Genomic DNA, 19945 nt, shown 5'->3' on the forward strand with positions numbered 1-19945 from the left:
ACACCACTGCACAAAGAATCTCGCCCCGGCCGCCGACGGCACCGCCGCCTACGACGCCGCCGACGACGCCGCCGACTCAGTCGTTCGTGGCGACGGCCGCGCGGAACTTCTCGACCTCGTCGGCGAGGGCACGACGCTTGAGCAGGCAGAAGCCGACGAAGATGACGAAGAAGCCGACGGCCGTCCGGGCGTCGATGACTTCCCCGAGGAACAGCCACCCCGAGAGCGCGGCGAACATCGGCGCGACGTACGACACCATGTTGATCTCGATGGGGCCGAGTCGCTCTAGGAGCGTGAAGTAGATGAGGAAGCCGGCCGCACTGGAGAGCACCGAGAGGTAGACGAGCGCCGCCACCGCGGGGACGGTGAGTTCGGCGGTCTGTGGCTCTCCGAGTCCGAGACTCACGACGTGCATGAGGAGCGCGCCGCCGATCATCGACCACCCCTCCATCGTCTCGTGGGGGAGGTCGGTGTCGAGGCGCTGGGTGAGCACGCTCCCGAAGGCGAAACAGAGGACGGCCCCGAAGACGAGGAGTTCGCCGACCGTGTTGCCGCCGAGGAGGTTCGCGGGGTCGGGGTTCGCGAGGACGACGACCCCCGCGAGTCCGAGGAGCATCCCGAGGATACCGAGCGGCGAGAGGCGATCGCTGGGCAGGAGGACGCGCGAGAACCCGGAGGTGAGGACCGGACTGAGGCTCACGACGACGGCCGCGGCGGCGCTCGTGGTGAACTGCTCGCCGACGAAGAGGAAGGCGTGGTAGCCCGCGATGAGGAACACCGAGCCGACGCCGACGAGGAGCCACTCGTCGCGGCCCTCGGGCTTCCAGTGGTCGGTCGAGTAGAGGACGTACGCGAGCATCACGACCGCCGCGAGGTCGTAGCGGACGGCCGCGAAGAACACGGGCGGGAAGTACGCCAGACCTGCCTTGATGGCCATGAACGCCGACCCCCACACCGCGGCGAGGACGACGAACAGGCCGAAGTTTCGATACGTAGACACGCCCGACGACTCGGTGCCGGCGGAGGGTTAAGCTTACGGACCCCGTCGCTCCTCTCGGATGGCCAGCAGGACGTCCTGGCGGGTGACGATGCCCACGAGTTGGCCGTCTTCGACGACGGGGACGCGGTTGACGTCGCGTTCGTCGGCCGCGAGGACGTCGAGGACGTCGTCGAGGCTGGCGTCGGGTGTGACCGTCAGGACGTCCTCGGTCATGATCTCGCGCACCGGCCGGCCGGCGTGCTTCGCGAGGTCGAGTTCGGTGTCGAGTTCGTCCCACGAGAGGTCGATGGCGTACTCGACGGTCTCGAGGAAGGGCGGGAGTCCGACCGGGATCCAGAGCGTGCGGTCGCTCGGTTGGAAGATCTCGACGAGGTCACGCTGGGTGACGACGCCGACGAGTTCGCCGCGGGCGCGGTAGCCGCCCGACGTCTCGGTCTCCGTCTCGGGTTCCTCGACGACGGGGAAGCCCGTGAAGTGCGCCTGCGCGAGCCGCGTGAGGACGTGGCTCACCTCGTCGTCGGGGTTCACCGTCTCCACGTCCGTCGTCATCAGGTCCTTCGCCTGCAACTCCATACCGGGACGTCGCCGGGCAGGGAGTAAAAGGTGCGGGCGTCCGCGACCGCTCAGTCCTCCAGGTGACAGGCCGCGGGCCGCTCGGCGTCGCGGTCGAGGTCGGGCGACGCGCGCTCGCAGACGCTCTCGAAGCGCTCGCGGAGCGTCTCGACGGCCGACTCCTCGTCGCCGTCGGCGAGAGACCGGACGGCCTCGTCGACGGCCGCGCGGTCGTCCCCGTCGAGGTCGTGGTCGAAGAACTCCTCGCGGACGTAGCGGACGAGTGCCTCCGTCTCCTCGACGTCGGGGTAGGCGTCGGCGGCCTCTTCGCGGAGGTAGTCGAGCGGGAGCGGTTCGCCGAGTCCCTCGACGCGCTCGCGGAAGTCCATCACTTCCCGGTAGGCCGCCTGCGAGAGGTCGACGTCGTCGGGTGCGATGACCTTCGGACAGCGCGTGCGGAAGCGACACCCGGACGGCGGGTTCTTCGGCGAGGGGACGTCGCCCTCCAGCGTGTGGACCTCCCGGTCCCGCTCGGCGACGTCGGCCCGCGGGACCGACTCCAGGAGCGCCTGCGTGTAGGGGTGTCGCGGGTCCTCGAAGAGAGCGTCCGTCTCGGCGACCTCGACGATTTCGCCGAGGTACATGACCGCGACGCGGTCGCAGACGTGCCGGACGACCGAGAGGTCGTGGGCGATGAACAGGTAGGTCAGCCCGTACTCCTCCTGGAGGTCGTCGAGGAGGTTGAGGATCTGGGCCTGGACACTCACGTCGAGCGCGGAGACCGGTTCGTCGAGGACGACGAAGTCGGGTTCGACGGCGAGTGCACGGGCGATACCGACGCGCTGGCGCTGCCCCCCGGAGAACTCGTGGGGGTAGCGGTCGTACTGGTCGGCCGAGAGTCCGACCCTGTCCAGCAACTCCTCGACGCGTTCGCGTCGGAGTTCTCGCCGGGATCGCTCGACGGACAACCGGACGTGGACCGTCCCGTCGCGGACCTCGACTCCGGTGTCGACGTCCTCCTCGACGTCGACGGTGACGTCCTCGGCGGCGAGTTCACCGCGGTCCTCCTCGGGACCGCGGACCGTCACGTGGACCGTGGCGGTGCCGTCTCTCGCCTCCACGACCGTGTCGAGGTCGTCGGCCGCGTCGACCGTGACGCTCCCCGGCGGGAGGTTCTCGGTCTGGACGTCCGTCACGACGTTCACGTCGGGGTCCGACGCGGGCAGGTCGTGGACCTTCAGCGGTTCGGCGATGGACTCGCCGATGGTCATCCGCGGGTTCAGACTGGAGAAGGGGTCCTGGAAGACGATGCCCGCGCGCTTGCGGAACGCCTTCGTCTCGGCCTTCCCGCGCCCGGAGACGGGTTCGCCGTCGAAGCGGACCGTCCCGCCGGTCGGTTCGCGGAGGTCGAGGAGCGTCTCGCCGGTCGTCGACTTCCCACAACCAGACTCGCCGACGAGTCCCAGCGTCTCGCCCTCTTCGACCTCGAAGGAGATGCCGTCGACGGCGTGGACGGCGGTCTGTTCGCGACGCAGAAGGGTGTCGAGCAGCGAGTCCTGTTCGTAGTAGTACTTCTCGAGGTCCTCGACTTCGACGAGCGAGCGTCCGCGTTCGGCGTCACTCATCGGCCGTCACCTCCGACTCCGCCTCGAAGTAGTCGTCGGGCAGCGCGTCGGATTCGTCGTACTCGCGGTCGACGAGGACACAGCGGGCCGAGTGCTCTCCGTCGACGTCGCGCTCTTCGGGGTGGCTCAGGCAGTCCTCCATGGCGTGCGGACAGCGGTCGGCGAAGTAACAGCGGTCGCCCATCTCCTCGTCGAGCAGCGAGGGGACGTTCCCCTCGATGGGTTGGAGGCGGGGTGCGGGTTCTTCGAGGTCCGGGACGCTCCCGAGCAACCCCTCGGTGTAGGGGTGGACGTGGTCCTCGAAGACGTCTTCGAGCGTCCCGCGCTCGACGATCTCGCCGGCGTACATCACGCCGACGCGGTCGCACATCCGCGCGATGACGCCGAGGTTGTGCGTGATGAGCATGACGCTCATGTTCTCTTCCTCCTGGAGGTCCCGGAGGAGTTCGAGAATCTGGGCCTGGATGGTGACGTCCAGGGCGGTGGTCGGTTCGTCGGCGACGAGCAGGTCGGGTTCGCCCGCGAGCGCCTGCGCGACCATCGCGCGCTGGAGCATCCCGCCGCTGAACTGGTGGGGGTACTCGTCGGCGCGCTCGGCGGCGTCGGGGATACCGACCTGGTCGAGCAACTCGACCGCCCGTTCGTAGGATTCGTCGGAGACGTACTCCCGGTCGGGGACGATGCTGTCGACCAGCAGACTCCCGAGACCGTAGCCCTGCGTGCGCGAGCGGGTGGAACGCGGGTTCGCCCTGGCGCGTCGCTGGACCTCGACGGCCTCGGCGATCTGCTCGCCGACGGTCACCGAGGGGTTCAGACTGCTCATCGGGTCCTGGAAGATCATGCTGAACGAGGGACCGCGTAGCGAGCGGCGGGTCCCCTCGGGGAGTTCGAGCACGTTGACGAACTCGCCGTCGACGACGTTGCTCCCTTCGTCCGCGAAGGTGTCGGCGAGGTCGGCGTTACGGTACCAGATCTCGCCCTGGGTGACGCGGCCGGGCGACTCGACGAGGTCGAGGACCGAGAGCGCGGTGACGGACTTCCCGCTCCCGGACTCGCCGACGACGCCGAAGACCTCGCCCTCGCGGACGGTGAACGAGACGTCCTCGACGGCGTTGACCTGTCCCTCTTCGGTGAAGAAGCGCGTCGAGAGGTTCCGGACGCGCAGGAGGTCGGCGTCGCTCATCTCAGACACCTCCCTCCCCCTCGATACCGGGGTCGAGGGCGTCCCGGAGCCAATCGCCGATGAGGTTCACGCTGATGACGCTGAACACGATGGCGAGGCCGGGAATCGTTGCGACCCACCAGGCGGTCGCGAGGTACTGACGGCCCTGTGCGATGTCGAAGCCCCACGAGAGCGTGGTGCCGGAGAAGCCGAGGAAGGCCAGCGAACTCTCCAGCAGGATGATGGCCGCGACCTGGATGGTCGCCAGCACGAGGATGGGCGTGATGGAGTTCGGGAGGACGTGACGGGCGACGACGCGGACGTCGCTCGCGCCGACGCTCTTGGCAGCCTTCACGTACTCCTCTTCGGAGACGGTGAGCGCCTCCCCGCGTGCGACGCGGGCGAGCCACACCCAGTTGACGAGACCGACGACGAGGATGACCGTCCCCGGGACGGCGAAGGCTTCCGGCATGGTCTCGGCGGCGAGACCGAGTTTCACCCACGGGTCGGGCACCCAGATGGTCGCGCGGCCGAAGAGTCCGACGAGCGCGACGGCGAGGACGAGCGACGGGAACGCGAGCATGATGTCGGCGCTCCGCATCAGCGCGTCGTCGACCTTCCCGCCGACGTAGCCCGCAGCCATCCCGACGGGGACGCCGATGAGGGCGGCGACGGCCGTGCCGGCGAGTCCGACGACGAGCGACGTCCGCGCGCCGTAGATGACGCGCGAGAGCATCCCGCGGCCGAGCGGGTCCGTCCCGAGAGGGTAGGCCCACGTCGCGTTGACCATCTTCTTCGTCGTCACGGTCTGGATCGAACCGTTGACCATCTTCGACGTCGTCTGCGTCGTCACCTTGCTGAAGCCGATGGGGGGGAGCAGTTTCTTGCTCAGGTGCTGGGCCGTCGGGTCGTGCGGTGCGAGGAACGGCGCGAACACCGCGACGAACGAGATGACGGCGAAGATGACGATACCGAGCTTCGCGAGACCGCTCTGTCGAAGCTCCTTCTTCAGGTTGCGTTTCGTTCGGGGAGAGAGCATTAGTCAGCAGTCACCTCCGGGTTGACGTAGGCGTAGAGGAGGTCGACGACGGTGTTCACGACGACGAACCCGACGCCGATGACGATGAGACAGCCCTGGATCATCAGCCAGTCACGGCTGTTGATGGCGTTGATGAGCAGGCTGCCGAGACCCGGCCACGCGAAGACGGCCTCCGTGATGACGGCGCCGCCGATGAGCGTCCCCAGTTGGAGACCGAGGACGGTGATGACCGGGATGAGCGTGTTCTTCAGTGCGTGCCGGTAGCGGACCAGCGTCTCGGGGAGACCCTTCGCGCGCAACGCCTGCACGTAGGACTTCCCGAGTTCGTCCAGCATCCCGCTCCGGGTGAGACGCGTGACGAGCGCCGTGAAGTAGGTACCCAGGGTGATGGCGGGGAGGGTGATGTGCTTCAACCACACTACCATCCAGCGGGGTTCGCCCTGGAGCAAGTGCGTGAGGGCGTCGACGAACAGCACCGTCTGGCCACGGACCTGACCGATGCCGCTGGTCGGGAACCACGACGGGAAGACGCCGATGCCGACCGCGAACAACAAGACGAGCATCAGACCGAGCCAGAAGTTCGGCGTACTGATGCCCAAGAGCGAGAACGTCGTCGCGGCGTAGTCCGCGGGTTCGTGGCGGTTCGTCGCACTCACGACGCCCAGCGGGATGGAGAGGACGATGGCGACGAGGGTGGCCGCGACGGCGAGTTCGATGGTCGCGGGCAGTCGCGAGAACACCTGCCCCGCGACCGACGTGTTCGAGATGTACGACTGCCCCATGTCGAGGTGGAGCAGGTCCCAGAGGTAGTCGGCGTACTGGACGTAGAAGGGTCTGTTCAGGCCGAGGCGTTCGGCGATCTGCTGGCGCAACTGCTGGGAGGCGTCCAGCGGCGCGATGAACGTGATGGGGCTCCCCGGCGTGACGAACCGGAGGGCGAACACCACGGTCACGACGCCCCAGACGACGAAGACGCCCTGCAGCGCGCGTTTGATGAGGAACCGGGCGTAGCCCATCAGTTACTCGCGGGTTCGATGGCGTAGGCGTCGACGCGTTCGTCGTTCCGGGGCTTCCACTCGAGGCGCTCGGAGACGCCGTAGACGCTGTACTGACGGTTGAGGTAGATCCAGGGCGCCTGCTCGTGGCAGTGCGCGTTGGCCTGCTGGAGGAGTTGGTCGCGCTTCTCGCGGTCGGCCGTGTTCTGCGCCTGCTCGACGAGTTGGTCGAGTTCGTCGTTCTTGTAGGAGGTCAGCGCGCCGTCGCTGGTGAGCAGCGGGATGATGGTCTGGGCCGCGTCGAACGTCGCGTTCCCCCACCCGATGAGGTAGAAGTTCGGTCCCGTCGTGATGTCGCCGTCGACGAGTTGGCTGGCCAGCGCACCGAAGTCCCGCTGTTTGACGCTACAGGAGACGTTCGGGAGCTGGTCGATCATGTTCGCGACGGCCTGGGCGATCTGGACGTCCTTGAGGTAGCGGCCGACCGGCGTGTGGAGTTCGATCTCGGCGCCGGCCATCCCGGACTCCTCGACGAGTTGCTCGGCCTTCGCCTGGTCGTAGGGGTAGGGGCCGACTTCGTCCTCGTAGCCGAAGAACGGCTTGAGCGTCGGCTGCCCGGTCTCTCCACCGAATCCTTGCAGAACGTTCTCGACGATGGACTGGAGGTCGACGGCGTAGTTCATCGCCTGGCGGAACTTCGGCGAGGAGAACGGCTCGACGTCGTAGCGCATCGCGTTGTAGATGATGCGCGTACTCCCGATGGCGTCGACGCGAGCGGTCTCGGCGTTCTGCACCCGTGGGATGGACTGCGGTGGAATGTTGACCGTGAGGTCCGTCTCGCCGGCGACGAGTTTGTTGACGCGGACGCTGGATTCCTTCGCGGCGTTGAAGGTGAGTTTCGTCACCGCGGCGGGTTCCTGCCAGTAGTCGTCGTAGCGGTCGAAGACGACGCGGACGTTCTGCTCGTAGTCGGCCTGCTCGAACGGGCCGGTCCCGTTCATGTTCTTGGCGATGTAGCTCGGGTCGTGCTCCTGGGTCCACGCCTTCTCCATGACGTCGCAGTAGACCGCGAACTCGGCGAAGACGATGGGGTTGAGCCCGTCCGAGAGGACGTCGACGACCCGCCCGTCGACGTCTGAGGGGACCTCCGCGCCGGTGACGCCCGCGAGTTGACTCTTCTGCGGACTGGCGATGCCGACGTCGTTCTTCACGATGCGGTTGACGCTATAGGCGACGTCCTCCGGGGTGAGTGCGTTCCCCGTCTTCTGGAACGTCGGCCCCTCCCGGATGTGGAAGCGGACGCGACCGGGTTCGATGCGCTACCACTTGTGCGCGAGTGACCCCTCGATCTTCCCCAGACGGCTACGCGAGAGGACGCCCTCGTAGGCGTGCAACACGACGATGTCCGTCGGCGTCGACCGGTGGTCGTGGGGGTCGAGCGTCGTCGGCATCTGCCCCTGCGTGATGGTCACCGGGAACTCCTGTTGCTCGGTCGTCGTCTTCGTGGTCGTCCCCGTGGTCGTGGTGTCGCCGTTCCCGCCGCTGGAACAGCCAGCGAGTGCGGTCGCCGCGGCCCCACCGGCCGCGGTCAGAAACTTCCGCCTGTCCGTCTCTGTGTCGAGGGATGGCATAGCGTGGTCATATGTTCGGCCACCAGATATATCCTCGGAAATCGTCCCACTCGACCCCCGGGTCCGGCGCACACTTTAAGAGTCGCCACCAGATATACGTAGATATGGCCTACGCGGGCCGGTCACCCCTCCGTGACCGCTTCGACGACGCTCCGACGCCCCACATCGCCCACCACCCCCGTACGCACCGTCGAGACTTCTACGTCGCCACCGACGGTTCCTTCTCGGACGACGGGAGTGGACTCGGCGTGATCATCGAGGCCCGGAACGGCGAGCGCGTCGCTCGCCTCGCCGTCCCCGACGACGCACCGGACAACAACGTCGCCGAGTACCGGGCGCTCCACCTGGGGTTAGACACCCTCGCGGCGCGGACGCCGCCGGACACGCGGATCGGCGTCCTCGTCGACCACGACGACCTCGCCGCGAACGTGAACCTCGCCGCCCTCGCCGCGCGCGGACCGGACTACCGCCCGCTACGCGACGTGTCGGTCCCCAACTCCGCGAGACACCACTGGCGCGGCATCCGCGCCCGGGTCGTCGGCTTCGACGAGATTCGCGCCGCGGCCGTCGACAGCGGCGAGAACCCGGCCCACGTCCTCGCGAACGCGCCCACACAGTACGCCCACGTCAACGACGAACCGCCGAAGTGTCTCCTCCCCGATTTGGAGGAACAGGAGCCACAGATTCCGCCGCCGTCGCGGGCGAACCGCTAGTCGACTCCCGCACGGACGGCCAGCGCGCCCCCTTCCCGACAGTCGTTCACTCCTCTCCGACGCCCGCCAGCGCGGCGAGGATCTCTTCGGCGCGCGGCGTCGTGTCGTAGTAGACCCACTTCCCCGAGCGGCGGCGCTCGACGAGGTCCTGGTCGACGAGTCGCCCGAGGGCGTGGCTGATGGCGCTCTCGCTCGCGCCGAGGATGGCGTCGAGTTCCGCGACGGCGAGGTCGTCCTCGGTGGCGTCGAGCAACTGGACGATACGGTAGCGTGTCTCGCTCGCGAGCACCGAGAGGAGTTCGACGTGCGCCTCGACGGGCGGCAGCGCGTCCTCCAGGTCGTCGAGGCGCTGGATACGGTCGGTGACGCTCTCCGCGCCGCCCTCCGCGGCGACGAGTCGTTCGAGTCGGTCGGTCTGGTCCGGCATACAGTTGAACGATTGTACAACTGTTCAATTGAGTCTTCGGGTCGTTCGCCGCCCGAGTCGCTCGCTACTCGCCCCACCAGTCGCGGAGGACGCGCAGCCAGTTCCCGTGGGCGACCTGCTCGACTTCGGCCTCGTCGAACCCCCGTTCGCGGAGGGCGTCGAGAACGTCGGGGAGACCGGTCACGTCGCCGACGTCCTCGGGGACGGTCGCGCCGTCGAAGTCCGAACCCAGGGCGACGTGCTCGACGCCCGCGACGTCGGCGACGTACTCGACGTGGTCGACGAGCGCCGCGAGCGGGACGTCCGCGCCCTGGTCGGCGTCGTCACCGGAACGCGAAGCGTTCCGGTTGGCAGACGAGGCGCTCCGCGCCACGGCTGCGTCACGGAGTTGGTCGCGCCCGAAGGTGATTCCCACGACCCCGCCGGTGTCGGCCACCGCCGCGAGTTGCTCGTCGGTGAGGTTCCGGGTGTGCGAGACGAGCGCGTGGGCGGCCGTGTGCGAGACGACGAGCGGTGCGTCGGTCGCGGCGGCCACGTCACGGAAGCCCTGCTCGGTGAGGTGCGCGCAGTCGACCAGGATGCCGCGCTCCTCGCAGGCGCGGACGAGGTCGCGGCCCGCGTCGGTGAGGCCGCCGCCTGCGTCGGGGTGTCCGGGGTACTCGAAGGGGACGCCGTCGGCGAAGGCATTGTCCCGACTCCACGCCGGGCCGATGGAGCGGACGCCCGCCGCGGCGAGGAAGTCGAGGTTCGACAGGTCCCGGGCGACCGGTTCGGCGCCTTCGAGGTGCGGGATGGCTCCGAGGGCGCCCGGCGACTCCTCCGCGAGACAGTCCTCGACGTCCGCGGCCGACGTGACGACCCGGAAGTCGTCGACGTCGTGGGCGAGGCGGTGGAGCAGTTCCAGTTGCTCGTACGCGACGCGCTTCGCGTACTCCTGGTCGATGGGGTCGACGCTCGGGACGCGGTAGCCCTCGTCGGTCTCGACCGCGTCGGGCAGCGGTTCCTCGTTCGGGACGAAGACCGCGTCGGGCAGCGGTTCCTCGTTCGGGACGAAGACCGCGAAGAATCCCGCCGCGAGATTCCCCTCGCGGGCACGCGGCAGGTCGACGTGTCGCTCCGCGTCCCCCTCGGCGACGGTCGAGACGGGGTCCACGTCAGACTCCCAGAGTCGTAAGAGGAGGTCGTTGTGTCCGTCGACGACGTTCATACCGGGTAGTCCGCCGACCGAGAGAAGAGTGTTCGGAAAGCGGTTCCGGCGGTTGGGTCGGTCGGTACTCTACTCTTCGCTCTGCGCGTCGACGACTGCGACGCCTGCGAGGTTGACGATGTCCTTGACCTCGTCACCACGCTGGAGGACGTGGACGGGTTCGTCCATGCCGACGAGCATGGGACCGATGGCGTCCGCGCCGCCGAGGCGCTGGAGGAGTTTGTAGCCGATGTTCCCGGCTTCGAGGTTCGGGAAGATGAGCACGTTCGCGGCCTCGTCGAGGTCGGAGAACTCGTAGGTCCCCTGGAGGATGTCCTCGACGACGGCCGTGTCGGCCTGCATCTCGCCGTCGACCGGGAAGTCCACCGCCGGGTCTTCGCGGAGTTTCGCGGCGGCGTTGCGGACCTTCTCGGTGCCTTCGGTGTCGACGCTGCCGAAGTTGGAGTAGGAGAGCATCGCCACGCGCGGGTCGACGTTGAAGCGCCGTGCGAGGTCGGCCGTGTGCTGGGCCACCTCCGCGAGCACCTCTTCGTCGGGGTCCTGGTTGACCGTCGTGTCGGCCGCGAAGACGACGCGGTTCTTGAACGTCAGCATGTAGACACCGGCGACGTAGTCGGCGTCGGGTGCGGTGCCGACGACCTGGAGCGGCGGCCGGAGCGCGCTCGGGTAGTGGTGGGTCAGACCGGTGAGGAGGGCGTCTGCGTCGCCCTGCTCGACCATCACGCTCCCGAGGTAGTTCGGGTCCTTCCGGACGAGGTCTTCGGCCTCGCTCCGGGTGACACCGTTCCGCTTGCGAATCTCGTGGAGTCGCTCGGCGTACTGCTCGGTGTCGACGGTGTCGGGGTCGACGACGTCGGGTTCGAAGTCGAGACCGAGTCGCTCGACGGTGCTCTCGACGACGCCCTCGTCGCCGAGTAGGACGGGGTCGGCGATGCCTTCCTCCTGCATCTGGTAGGCGGCGCGAATCATCTTCTCGTCGTCGCCCTCGCCGAGTGCGACCCGCTTGGGTTCGCTCTTGGCCTTGTTGAGGACGATCCGCATCATCTCGCGACTCTTGCCGAGTTTCGCCTCGAGGCGGTCGCGGTAGTCGTCGAGGTCGATCTCTTCGCGGGCGACGCCGGACTCCATGGCGGCCTCGGCGACGGCGGGCGCGACCTCGAAGAGGACGCGCGGGTCGACCGGCTTCGGGATGATGTAGTCGGGGCCGAACTGGAGGGGTTGGTCGCCGTAGGCCTTCACGACGGCGTCGGGGACGTCCTGGCGGGCGAGGTCCGCGAGCGCCTCCGCACAGGCGACCTTCATGTCCTCGTTGATGTCGGTGGCGCGGACGTCGAGGGCGCCGCGGAAGATGAACGGGAAGCCCAGGACGTTGTTCACCTGGTTGGGGTAGTCCGAGCGGCCGGTCCCCATGATGACGGTGTCGTCGCGGGCGTCCTTGGCCTCCTGGTAGCCGATTTCGGGTTCGGGGTTGGCCATCGCGAAGATGATGGGGTTGTCGGCCATCGAACGCACCATCTCCTGGGAGACGATACCCGGCGCGGAGAGTCCGATGAACACGTCGGCGCCCTCCATCGCGTCGGCGAGGTCGCCCTCCTCGACGTCGCGGGCGAACTCGGCCTTGTACTCGTTGACCTCGCCGGCCTTCGCGCGCTCCTCGGTGATGATACCCGTGGAGTCGCACATCGTGATGTTCTCCTTCTTCGCGCCGAGCGAGACGTAGAAGCGCGCGGAGGCGATGGCGGAGGCGCCGGCGCCGGACATGGCGATTTCGACGTCCTCGATGTCCTTTCCCGCGATGTCGAGGGCGTTGACCAGGCCGGCCCCGGAGATGATGGCGGTGCCGTGCTGGTCGTCGTGGAACACCGGGATGTCCATCCGGTCGCGGAGTTCCGACTCGATCTCGAAGCACTCCGGCGCCTTGATGTCTTCGAGGTTGATGCCACCGAACGTCGGTTCCATCGCGTCGACTGAGTCGATGATGTCCGCGGCGTCCTGCTGGTCGAGCTCGATGTCGAAGACGTCGATGTCGGCGAAGCGCTTGAACAGTACGCCCTTCCCCTCCATGACGGGCTTCGACGCCTGCGCGCCGATGTCACCGAGACCGAGCACGGCAGAACCGTTCGAGACGACGCCGACGAGGTTCCCCTTCGCCGTGTACGTGTAGGCGTCGTCCGGGTTCTCCGCGATCTTCCGGCACGGCGCGGCGACGCCGGGCGAGTACGCCAGCGAGAGGTCTCGTTGCGTGTTCGTCGGCTTCGTCGTCGAAATCTCCAGTTTTCCGGGCGGATCCTCGCTGTGGTAGTCGAGGGCGTCCTCGTCGAGTCCCATACAGTGGTCTCTCACCGGCGCGCCCAAAAAGCTATCCCTGACGTCGAAAGGTAGTTCGACGTGTGACGAACGATCGGTACCTCACCCCGGTACCACGGCAGAATTGGTCGTACGGCTCCTCTCCTTGCGTTTTGGTCCGAACGGACGGCATTCAAGCACTTCCGGTATCGGTAACTTATTTAGAAGACACTCCGGACACCTTGACGTCGGATACCGACGGGGACGCTACCAGTCCTCGTGGGATAAACCAACTACCACACCTATGAAGACTACCGATCGACACTACGAGCGCGAGTTCGTCCGCACGTTCTTCACGTCGCCGGCGGCCGTGAAGGGCGAGGACGACTCCGCGAAGATGACACGGAAGGCAGCACAGCTCAGTGGGATGCAGGCACCGGACGTCTGGGTTCCGGACAACGAGGACGCGACGGCTCCCTCGATGCGTGACGAGGGCGTCCAGAACATCATCGACGTCGTCTCCGAGTACGGCGCCGACTTCCCCGGCGAGATCCACCCGCGCATCGTCTGGCACCGCGAGTCGCCGGAGACGCGCTACAAGGGCTTCCAGCAGATGAAGGAGATCGCCGACCCCGAGAACGGCGCCGTCGAGAACCTCGACGGCTTCGTCGTCCCGGAAGTCGGCGACATCGACGACTGGAAGAAGGCCGACGAGTTCATCACCATCATCGAGAACGAGCACGGTCTCGAAGAGGGGAGTCTCTCGATGTCGGTCATCGTCGAGAGCGGCGAGTCCGAACTCGCGATGGGCGACCTCCGCGAGGAGATGGGCAAGCCCTCGAACAACCTCCAGCGACTCTTCTTGCTGGTCGACGGCGAGGTCGACTACACGAAGGACATGCGTGCGATGACGCCCACCGGCGAACTGCCGCCGTGGCCCGAACTCCGCCACAACACGTCCCGTGGCGCGAGCGCGGCCGGTCTCATCGCCGTCGACGGTCCCTACGACAACATCCGCGACGTCGAGGGCTACCGCGAGCGGATGGAGGACAACCGCGCGAAGGGGATGATCGGCATCTGGTCGCTCACACCCGGGCAGGTCGAGGTCGCCAACGAGGCGCCGCTCCCGCCCCAGGAGGGCAGTTGGCTCCTCGAAGTCGACGACCGCGAGGTCGAACTCGAGACCGAGGACGGCCGTGAGGTCTACGAGGGCGACACCGTCACCCTCGAAGAGGAAGACGGCGAGTACGTCCTCGAAATCGAGGGCGACGCCCAGGTCCTCTCCGAGGACGAACTCCGCGAGGAACTCCTCGACATGACCTCCTACGTCCCGAGCATGGACGACATCGTCAACTCCATGGAGGAGTTCGAGGCCGCCAAGGAGGCCGGGAAGGGCGCCATCGCCATGACGCAGTCCGCGACACTCGTCATCGACGGCGTCGAGGTCGACATCGAGAAGGACCGCATGTGGGACGAGGCGACCTACCAGGCCGCCATGACGCCCATCGCGCTCTTCCAGGACGTCTACGAGCACCGTCCGGACCAGCACGACGAACTCGAAGAACTGTACAGCGAGGACGTCGTCGAGCGCGCAGTGGAAGTCGGCTCGGTCTGAGGTCCGACCCCACTCCCCGTCTCGAACGCTTCGAAACCGACCACCCTTCTTTCGCGACCGGCTCAGCGTACACCAGTGCCCCGTATCCGCAGACGCCGACGTCGCCGAGTTCTCGGCGACGGCCAGTAGGACGTCGTTGCCGTCCGGTCGCTACACGGCCCTCTAGATATTTACTCACGCACGCGTAGTCGTTTCAGACGTGACGGACGCGGTCGGGGACGTCTCGCGAAAAAACGGGTGTCGCTGTCGTTACTCCTCGTCGAGGGGCTGGACGAGTTCGACGACGTGCCCGTCCGGGTCCTCAATGAACGCGGTCCGCGCGCCCGCGGCCGGTTGGTCCTGGGGTTCCTGGACGACGCCGTGGTCGTCGATGCTCTCGAAGGCTTCGTCGACGTCCTCGACGCCGACCGCGAGGTGGTCGAAGGCGTCGCCGTGTTCGGACGGTTCCTCGCCCTCGGTGTCCGAGAGTTGGATCTCGACGCCGTTGTCGCCGGCGACGTAGCGGTTGACCGTCTCGCCGTCGGGCGTCTCGAACGACCACGTCTCCTCGAAGCCGAGGTTCTCCTCGTACCACTCGACCGAGCGATCGGCGTCCGAAACGTTCAGACAGAGGTGGATGATCTCCATGGGTCGTGTGGCGTGGCAGTCGGTATAAAACCTCGCCCGGCCGTCCTTAAGGAATATCCATGTGACTCCATTCGAGGTCCGGAAAGGTAGGTGTGGCACCACAGTGCTTAATTGTAGGTATTTCCCATGAGTGAGTATGGCAGTCGAAGACGACTACTACGACCCCGACGGACTGGAGACCTCCGTCGACTCACTCGGGCACGACCACCCCGACGTCGAGGAGTACGCGGCACTCGCATCTGATCTCCGTGACCGCGTCGACGGGGAGGTCATGTTCGACGAGTACGCCCAGATCCTCTACGCGACGGACGGGAGCATCTACCAGGCACGTCCCGCTGGCGCAGTGTGTCCGCGCGACGTCGAGGACGTGAAGGCTGCCGTCGAGGTCGCGACGGACCACGGCGTCCCCATCCTCCCGCGCGGGACCGGTTCCTCGCTGGGTGGCCAGACCGTCGGTCCGGGCTGTGTCGTCCTCGACCTCAGCCGGCACATGGACGACATCATCGACATCTCCCCGGGCGAGAAGCGGGCGACCATCCAGCCCGGCGTCGTCCAGGACCACCTCGACGACGAACTCGCCGACCACGGCCTCAAGTTCGCGCCGGACCCGGCCTCCTCGAACCGCGCGACGGTCGGCGGCGGCATCGGCAACAACTCCACGGGTGCCCACTCGGTTCGCTACGGCATCACCGACGCCTACACGGAGCGCCTGAAGGTCGTCCTCGCCGACGGCTCCCTGATGGAGACCCGCGAGATCGTCCTCGACTCCGAGGAGTGGGAGGAAGTCTCCTCGGGCGACTCCCTCGAAGCCGAACTCTACCGGACGGTCCGCAACGCCGTCGAGGAGAACGAAGAAGAGATCGAGGAACGCTACCCCAACCTGAAGCGTAACGTCTCCGGCTACAACCTCGACCGCGTCGTCTACGAGAACGAGGACGGCGAGGAGTGCATCAACCTCTCGAAACTCCTCGTCGGCTCGGAGGGGACCCTCGGCGTCGTCGTCGAGGCCGAACTCGAACTCGTCACCAAGCCCGCGGAGACGGCGCTCGCCCTCTACTTCTTCGACGACCTCATCGAGGCGATGAAGGCCGTCCCGCAGGCCCTCGAGTACGACGTGAGCGCCGTCGAGTTGATGGACGAGGAGATGTTCGACCTCGCCCGCGACTCGACGGAGTTCGCCCAGTACACCGAACCCATCCCCGAGAACGCGGCGGCCGCCCTCATGCTGGAGTACGACTCCGAACTCCACGACGACTTCGAGGAGGCCATCGCGGCCACCGACGAGCGCTTCCTGGCGAACGGCGCGGCCTTCGACAGCCTCGAAGCCTACACCCAGGAGGACCAGGACGACATCTGGAAGCTCCGCAAGGCCGCGATTCCCCTGCTCATGGGGATGGAGGGCGACCCGAAGCCCTACCCGTTCATCGAGGACGCGACGGTCCCGCCGGAGGAACTCGCGGAGTACGTCCAGTCGTTCCGGGACATCCTCCACGAGCACGGTACCTCGGCGGCGTACTTCGCCCACGCCGGCGCCGGCACCCTCCACATCCGCCCCATCCTCAACCTCAAGGAGGACGAGGGCATCCAGAAGATGCACTCCATCACCGAGGACGTCACCGACCTCGTCCTCGAACACCACGGCTCGTTCTCCGGCGAGCACGGCGACGGTCTCGCCCGCACGGAGTTCAACCCGAAGATGTACGGGGAGGACATCTGGCAGGCGTTCAAGGACATCAAGACCGCCGCCGACCCCGACTGGCACATGAACCCGGGGAAGGTCGTCTACCGCGAGGACGACCCGACCGACATGCGCGAGCACCTCCGCTACGGGGCGGCCTACCAGTCGGTCGAGCCACAGACCGAACAGGACTTCACCGACGAGGGCGGCTTCTCGCACCTCGTCGAACTCTGTAACGGCTGTGGGACCTGTCGGCAGACGGACACAGACACGATGTGTCCGACCTACCGCGCCTCCAAGGAAGAGATCCAGGCGACGCGCGGTCGGGCGAACATGCTCCGCGCCGCCATCAGCGGCGAACTCGACGAAGAGGAGATGTACTCCGACCGCTTCAAGGAGGAGGTCCTCGACCTCTGTGTCGGCTGTAAGGGCTGTAAGTCCGACTGCCCGACCGGCGTCGACATGGCGAAGTTGAAGACCGAGGTGAAACACGAGTACCACCAGAAGAAGGGTGCCAGCCTCCGCGAGAAGGTGTTCGCCAACATCGACACCGTCTCGAAACTCGGCAGCGCGCTCGCGCCCCTCTCGAACTGGGGGAAGGACCTGCCCGGTGCGCGCGCCGTCATGGAGTCGGTGCTCGGCATCCACCGCGACCGGGAACTCCCGACGTTCCGTCGCGACACCCTGGAGAAGTGGATGGCCAACCGCAGCCCGCAGGTCTCGGAAGCCGAGGCCGAGCGGAAGGTCCTCCTCTTCCCGGACACGTACACGAACTACAACTACCCCGAACCCGGCAAGGCCGCGGTCCGCGTGCTGGAGGAGGCGGGCGTCCACGTCCGACTCGCCGAGAACGTGACCGACAGCGGCCGGGCAGCCTACTCGAAGGGCTTCCTCGACGCCGCGAAGGAGTCCGCTCGCGAGAACGTCGACGCCCTCGCTCACCCGGTCCGGAACGGTTGGGACGTCGTCTTCATCGAACCCTCGGACGCGGTCATGTTCCAGGACGAGTACCGCGACTTCTTCCCCGGTGAGGAGCGCACCGAGGACGTCGCGGCCAGCGCGTTCGGCGTCTGCGAGTACATCGACACGTTCCGCCTCGACGAGAACGTCGACTGGGCGGCCCCGCCCGAGTCGCTGTCCTACCACGGCCACTGCAACCAGAAGGCGACCAACAAGGACCACCACGCGGTCGGCGTGCTCAGGAGAGCGGGCTACGCGGTCGACCCCATCGACTCCGGGTGCTGTGGGATGGCCGGTTCGTTCGGCTACGAGGAGGAGCACTACGAGATGTCCAAGGCCATCGGTCAGATCCTCTTCCGCCAGGTCGACCAGAGCGACGGCGAGCAGGTCGTCGCTCCCGGCGCCTCCTGCCGGAGCCAACTCGGCGACCGCGACGAGGCGAGCGAGAACCCACCTCACCCCGTCGAACGGCTCGAAGCGGCACTCGCGCAGTAGCTTAAGTAACCCCCGGTCTTTTTAAGCGGTCTCGTGACGCCGGTCACGTACCTGCGGTGACCTCTCGTCGGTCTAGTCGTTAATTATTTATCGTGCCCTGATTCACGTTACCGTGGAGTACGGGGTGCACGGTAACGAGTCACTCTGACTATCAATCATGACAGACACGAACGAAACATCGTCGGACGAGTCCGAGCCCGTTCCGGACGGAGGCGTCGCCGACAGCGACGTCTTCATGTCGGAAGAGCAGGGCGCGGAGTATCGCTCGACGGTGTACGAAGACGTCGGGTACGATACGCTCGAAGAGGCACCGCAAACTGACGAGTTCCCGAACCTCGGGAAGGGGCCGTCACTCAAGAAATACGACCTCCCGAAGGTTCCGAAACTGAGCCACCTGGTCGGTCCGAGCGCCATCATGCTCGGGGCGTCGCTGGGGTCCGGCGAGACGATGTTCTGGCCGACCATCATCGCGCAGAGCGGTTGGGCGCTCTACTGGGCGTTCTGGGTGGGGGTCCTCACGCAGTTCTTCATCAACACGGAGTTACAGCGCTGGACGCTCGCCACCGGCGAGAGCATCTTCCGCGCGTTCGACCGGATGCACATGGTCTGGCCGTGGTTCTTCCTCGCGGCAGGCTTCTTCCAGGCCGGTTGGCCCGGTTGGGCGGCCGGTGCGTCGAAAGTCGCCGCCTCGTGGGCTGGATTAGGCACCGGAGCCTGGCCAGTCATCGGGATCATCACCATGATCGTCATCTGGCTCTCCTACCAGGCTGGACCCGTCGTCTACAACATCGTCGAGACGACCCAGACGGTGCTGATGATCCTCGCGGTCGTCTTCGCCGTCATCCTCGTGTTCCTCGCCGGAACCATCGGCCAGCTCGCCAACGTGCCGGCCGGTGCGGTTAGCTTCGGCACACTTCCCGCAGACATGAACATCGCCGTCTTCCTCGGCGGTCTCGCGTACGCGGGCGCCGGCGGGTACGTCAACCTCGCACAGGGTGTCTGGGCCCGCGAGAAGGGTTACGGCATGGGTACCTACCAGGGCCGTATCCAGAACCCCCTCCGCGGGAGCGAACCCGAGGAGGTCACGGACGGCTACACGTTCGAACCGAACGAGAAGAACCTCACGCGCTGGAAGGCGTGGTGGAAGGTCGCCCAGCAGGAGCACTTCCTCTCCTTCGTCGTCGGGTTGCTCGTCGTCGCAACCATCGCGATGACGATCTCGGCGGAGTACGCCGCCGGGACGGAGGTCGGCGCCATCGACATGTGGCTGACCGAAATCATCCCGGCGCTGAGTCCCATCGCGGCGCAACTCACCTACGCCGTCATCTTCATCGCGCTGTTCAGCACCCAGTACGCCATCATCGAGTCGTACGTGCGCAACAGCGTCGACATCATGTTCGAGGGACACGGCCGACAGGCCGGTTGGGAAGTCTCCCGTGTCTTCCTCGGCTTCCTCACGCTCTACACGGTGTGGGGGATCGCCATCATCGGCGGGAACCTCCTCTTCGAGAACTTCTCGAAGCCGTGGATCCTGCTCGTCATCGGTGCCGCTGCGGCCGGTGCGATGATGTGGCCGTACAACGCGCTCACGACCATCCTCAACACGAAGTACCTGCCCGAGCACACCCAGATGGGCTGGGCCCGCATCGTCGCCATGTGGTGGGCGACCGGCTTCTTCGGGTACTTCACCGTCCTGCTCGTCGGCGGCATCGCCACCGGCGACCAGTACGGCATCAACTTCGCCGCGCTCGACACCACGGTCGGTATCGTCGGGAGTGGCCCGCTCGGCTACGTCCTCTGGGTCGTCTTCGCCATCGTCCAGGTGTACGTGATGTACGTCTCCGGGAAGGCGAAACTCGAATCGCAGGGGACCGTCGAAGGTGCCGACAAGGCCCGCGGACTCCTGTCGTAACGCTCCGACTCACCACGGTCT

At 66.8% G+C, this 19945-nt stretch carries 14 protein-coding genes and 1 pseudogene; 4 read left to right on the forward strand and 11 right to left on the reverse strand.

Annotated features, from left to right (window positions below):
• Window positions 1-76 precede the first annotated feature (76 nt).
• The 7 genes and pseudogenes from P0Y33_RS16520 to P0Y33_RS16550 form a co-directional block, all read right to left on the reverse strand.
• Window positions 77-1000, reverse strand: coding sequence for a DMT family transporter (locus P0Y33_RS16520; protein ID WP_279528479.1), 924 nt, complete (start codon window positions 998-1000; stop codon window positions 77-79).
• A 33-nt stretch (window positions 1001-1033) separates the two neighbouring features.
• Complete coding sequence (locus P0Y33_RS16525; RefSeq protein WP_279528480.1) at window positions 1034-1573, reverse strand: CBS domain-containing protein; 540 nt, start codon at window positions 1571-1573, stop codon at window positions 1034-1036.
• 50 nt (window positions 1574-1623) lie between these two features.
• On the reverse strand, window positions 1624-3177 hold the full coding sequence (locus P0Y33_RS16530) for an ABC transporter ATP-binding protein (protein ID WP_279528481.1): 1554 nt from the start codon (window positions 3175-3177) through the stop codon (window positions 1624-1626).
• Complete coding sequence (locus tag P0Y33_RS16535; RefSeq protein ID WP_279528482.1) at window positions 3170-4360, reverse strand: ABC transporter ATP-binding protein; 1191 nt, start codon at window positions 4358-4360, stop codon at window positions 3170-3172. The genes P0Y33_RS16530 and P0Y33_RS16535 overlap by 8 nt, the downstream gene beginning before the upstream one ends.
• Window position 4361: 1 nt before the next feature.
• Window positions 4362-5378 (reverse strand): ABC transporter permease, encoded by a 1017-nt coding sequence (locus P0Y33_RS16540; RefSeq protein ID WP_279528483.1) that lies wholly within the window; start codon window positions 5376-5378, stop codon window positions 4362-4364.
• Window positions 5378-6394, reverse strand: coding sequence for an ABC transporter permease (locus tag P0Y33_RS16545; RefSeq protein WP_279528484.1), 1017 nt, complete (start codon window positions 6392-6394; stop codon window positions 5378-5380). Before P0Y33_RS16545 ends, P0Y33_RS16540 begins: the two co-directional genes overlap by 1 nt.
• Window positions 6394-8004: pseudogene (locus P0Y33_RS16550) on the reverse strand (ABC transporter substrate-binding protein). The gene P0Y33_RS16545 and the pseudogene P0Y33_RS16550 overlap by 1 nt, the downstream one beginning before the upstream one ends.
• A gap of 104 nt (window positions 8005-8108) precedes the next feature.
• Between P0Y33_RS16550 and P0Y33_RS16555 the strand changes: the two are divergent.
• Window positions 8109-8717, forward strand: coding sequence for a ribonuclease H family protein (locus P0Y33_RS16555; RefSeq protein ID WP_279528485.1), 609 nt, complete (start codon window positions 8109-8111; stop codon window positions 8715-8717).
• Between the two features lie 46 nt (window positions 8718-8763).
• Here P0Y33_RS16555 and P0Y33_RS16560 read toward each other — a convergent pair whose 3' ends face one another.
• The 3 genes from P0Y33_RS16560 to P0Y33_RS16570 all read right to left on the reverse strand — a co-directional run bounded on the left by P0Y33_RS16560 (window position 8764) and on the right by P0Y33_RS16570 (window position 12679).
• Window positions 8764-9144 carry an ArsR/SmtB family transcription factor gene (locus tag P0Y33_RS16560; RefSeq protein ID WP_279528486.1) on the reverse strand — a complete coding sequence of 127 codons (381 nt, stop codon included), beginning with the start codon at window positions 9142-9144 and terminating at the stop codon, window positions 8764-8766.
• A 64-nt stretch (window positions 9145-9208) separates the two neighbouring features.
• Window positions 9209-10351: a dipeptidase gene (locus tag P0Y33_RS16565; RefSeq protein WP_279528487.1), complete on the reverse strand. Its 1143-nt coding sequence runs from the start codon at window positions 10349-10351 to the stop codon at window positions 9209-9211.
• A 69-nt stretch (window positions 10352-10420) separates the two neighbouring features.
• Window positions 10421-12679: an NADP-dependent malic enzyme gene (locus P0Y33_RS16570; RefSeq protein WP_279528488.1), complete on the reverse strand. Its 2259-nt coding sequence runs from the start codon at window positions 12677-12679 to the stop codon at window positions 10421-10423.
• 262 nt (window positions 12680-12941) lie between these two features.
• Here P0Y33_RS16570 and aceB point away from each other — a divergent pair, with 262 nt between their 5' ends.
• The gene (gene aceB, locus P0Y33_RS16575; protein WP_279528489.1) at window positions 12942-14252 is read left to right on the forward strand and encodes a malate synthase AceB; all 1311 of its coding nucleotides are present in this window, start codon (window positions 12942-12944) and stop codon (window positions 14250-14252) included.
• Between the two features lie 249 nt (window positions 14253-14501).
• Here aceB and P0Y33_RS16580 read toward each other — a convergent pair whose 3' ends face one another.
• Window positions 14502-14879: a VOC family protein gene (locus P0Y33_RS16580; protein ID WP_279528490.1), complete on the reverse strand. Its 378-nt coding sequence runs from the start codon at window positions 14877-14879 to the stop codon at window positions 14502-14504.
• Window positions 14880-15015: 136 nt separating this feature from the next.
• Here P0Y33_RS16580 and P0Y33_RS16585 point away from each other — a divergent pair, with 136 nt between their 5' ends.
• The gene (locus P0Y33_RS16585; protein ID WP_279528491.1) at window positions 15016-18012 is read left to right on the forward strand and encodes an FAD-binding and (Fe-S)-binding domain-containing protein; all 2997 of its coding nucleotides are present in this window, start codon (window positions 15016-15018) and stop codon (window positions 18010-18012) included.
• A gap of 157 nt (window positions 18013-18169) precedes the next feature.
• Window positions 18170-19924 carry an Nramp family divalent metal transporter gene (locus P0Y33_RS16590; protein ID WP_279528492.1) on the forward strand — a complete coding sequence of 585 codons (1755 nt, stop codon included), beginning with the start codon at window positions 18170-18172 and terminating at the stop codon, window positions 19922-19924.
• The last annotated feature ends 21 nt before the right edge of the window (window positions 19925-19945 follow it).

The sequence above is a fragment of the Halospeciosus flavus genome (assembly GCF_029814175.1).
GTDB classification, from domain to species: Archaea; Halobacteriota; Halobacteria; order Halobacteriales; family Halobacteriaceae; genus Halospeciosus; species Halospeciosus flavus.

Excerpts from the sequence above, each read along its gene's own strand:
- P0Y33_RS16525 (WP_279528480.1), bottom strand. The coding sequence starts at position 1,573 with ATGGAGTTGCAGGCGAAGGACCTGATGACGACGGACGTGGAGACGGTG.
- P0Y33_RS16530 (WP_279528481.1), bottom strand. The coding sequence starts at position 3,177 with ATGAGTGACGCCGAACGCGGACGCTCGCTCGTCGAAGTCGAGGACCTC.
- P0Y33_RS16535 (WP_279528482.1), bottom strand. The coding sequence starts at position 4,360 with ATGAGCGACGCCGACCTCCTGCGCGTCCGGAACCTCTCGACGCGCTTC.
- P0Y33_RS16540 (WP_279528483.1), bottom strand. The coding sequence starts at position 5,378 with ATGCTCTCTCCCCGAACGAAACGCAACCTGAAGAAGGAGCTTCGACAG.
- P0Y33_RS16545 (WP_279528484.1), bottom strand. The coding sequence starts at position 6,394 with ATGGGCTACGCCCGGTTCCTCATCAAACGCGCGCTGCAGGGCGTCTTC.
- P0Y33_RS16555 (WP_279528485.1), top strand. The coding sequence starts at position 8,109 with ATGGCCTACGCGGGCCGGTCACCCCTCCGTGACCGCTTCGACGACGCT.
- P0Y33_RS16560 (WP_279528486.1), bottom strand. The coding sequence starts at position 9,144 with ATGCCGGACCAGACCGACCGACTCGAACGACTCGTCGCCGCGGAGGGC.
- P0Y33_RS16565 (WP_279528487.1), bottom strand. The coding sequence starts at position 10,351 with ATGAACGTCGTCGACGGACACAACGACCTCCTCTTACGACTCTGGGAG.
- P0Y33_RS16570 (WP_279528488.1), bottom strand. The coding sequence starts at position 12,679 with ATGGGACTCGACGAGGACGCCCTCGACTACCACAGCGAGGATCCGCCC.
- aceB (WP_279528489.1), top strand. The coding sequence starts at position 12,942 with ATGAAGACTACCGATCGACACTACGAGCGCGAGTTCGTCCGCACGTTC.
- P0Y33_RS16580 (WP_279528490.1), bottom strand. The coding sequence starts at position 14,879 with ATGGAGATCATCCACCTCTGTCTGAACGTTTCGGACGCCGATCGCTCG.
- P0Y33_RS16585 (WP_279528491.1), top strand. The coding sequence starts at position 15,016 with ATGGCAGTCGAAGACGACTACTACGACCCCGACGGACTGGAGACCTCC.
- P0Y33_RS16590 (WP_279528492.1), top strand. The coding sequence starts at position 18,170 with ATGACAGACACGAACGAAACATCGTCGGACGAGTCCGAGCCCGTTCCG.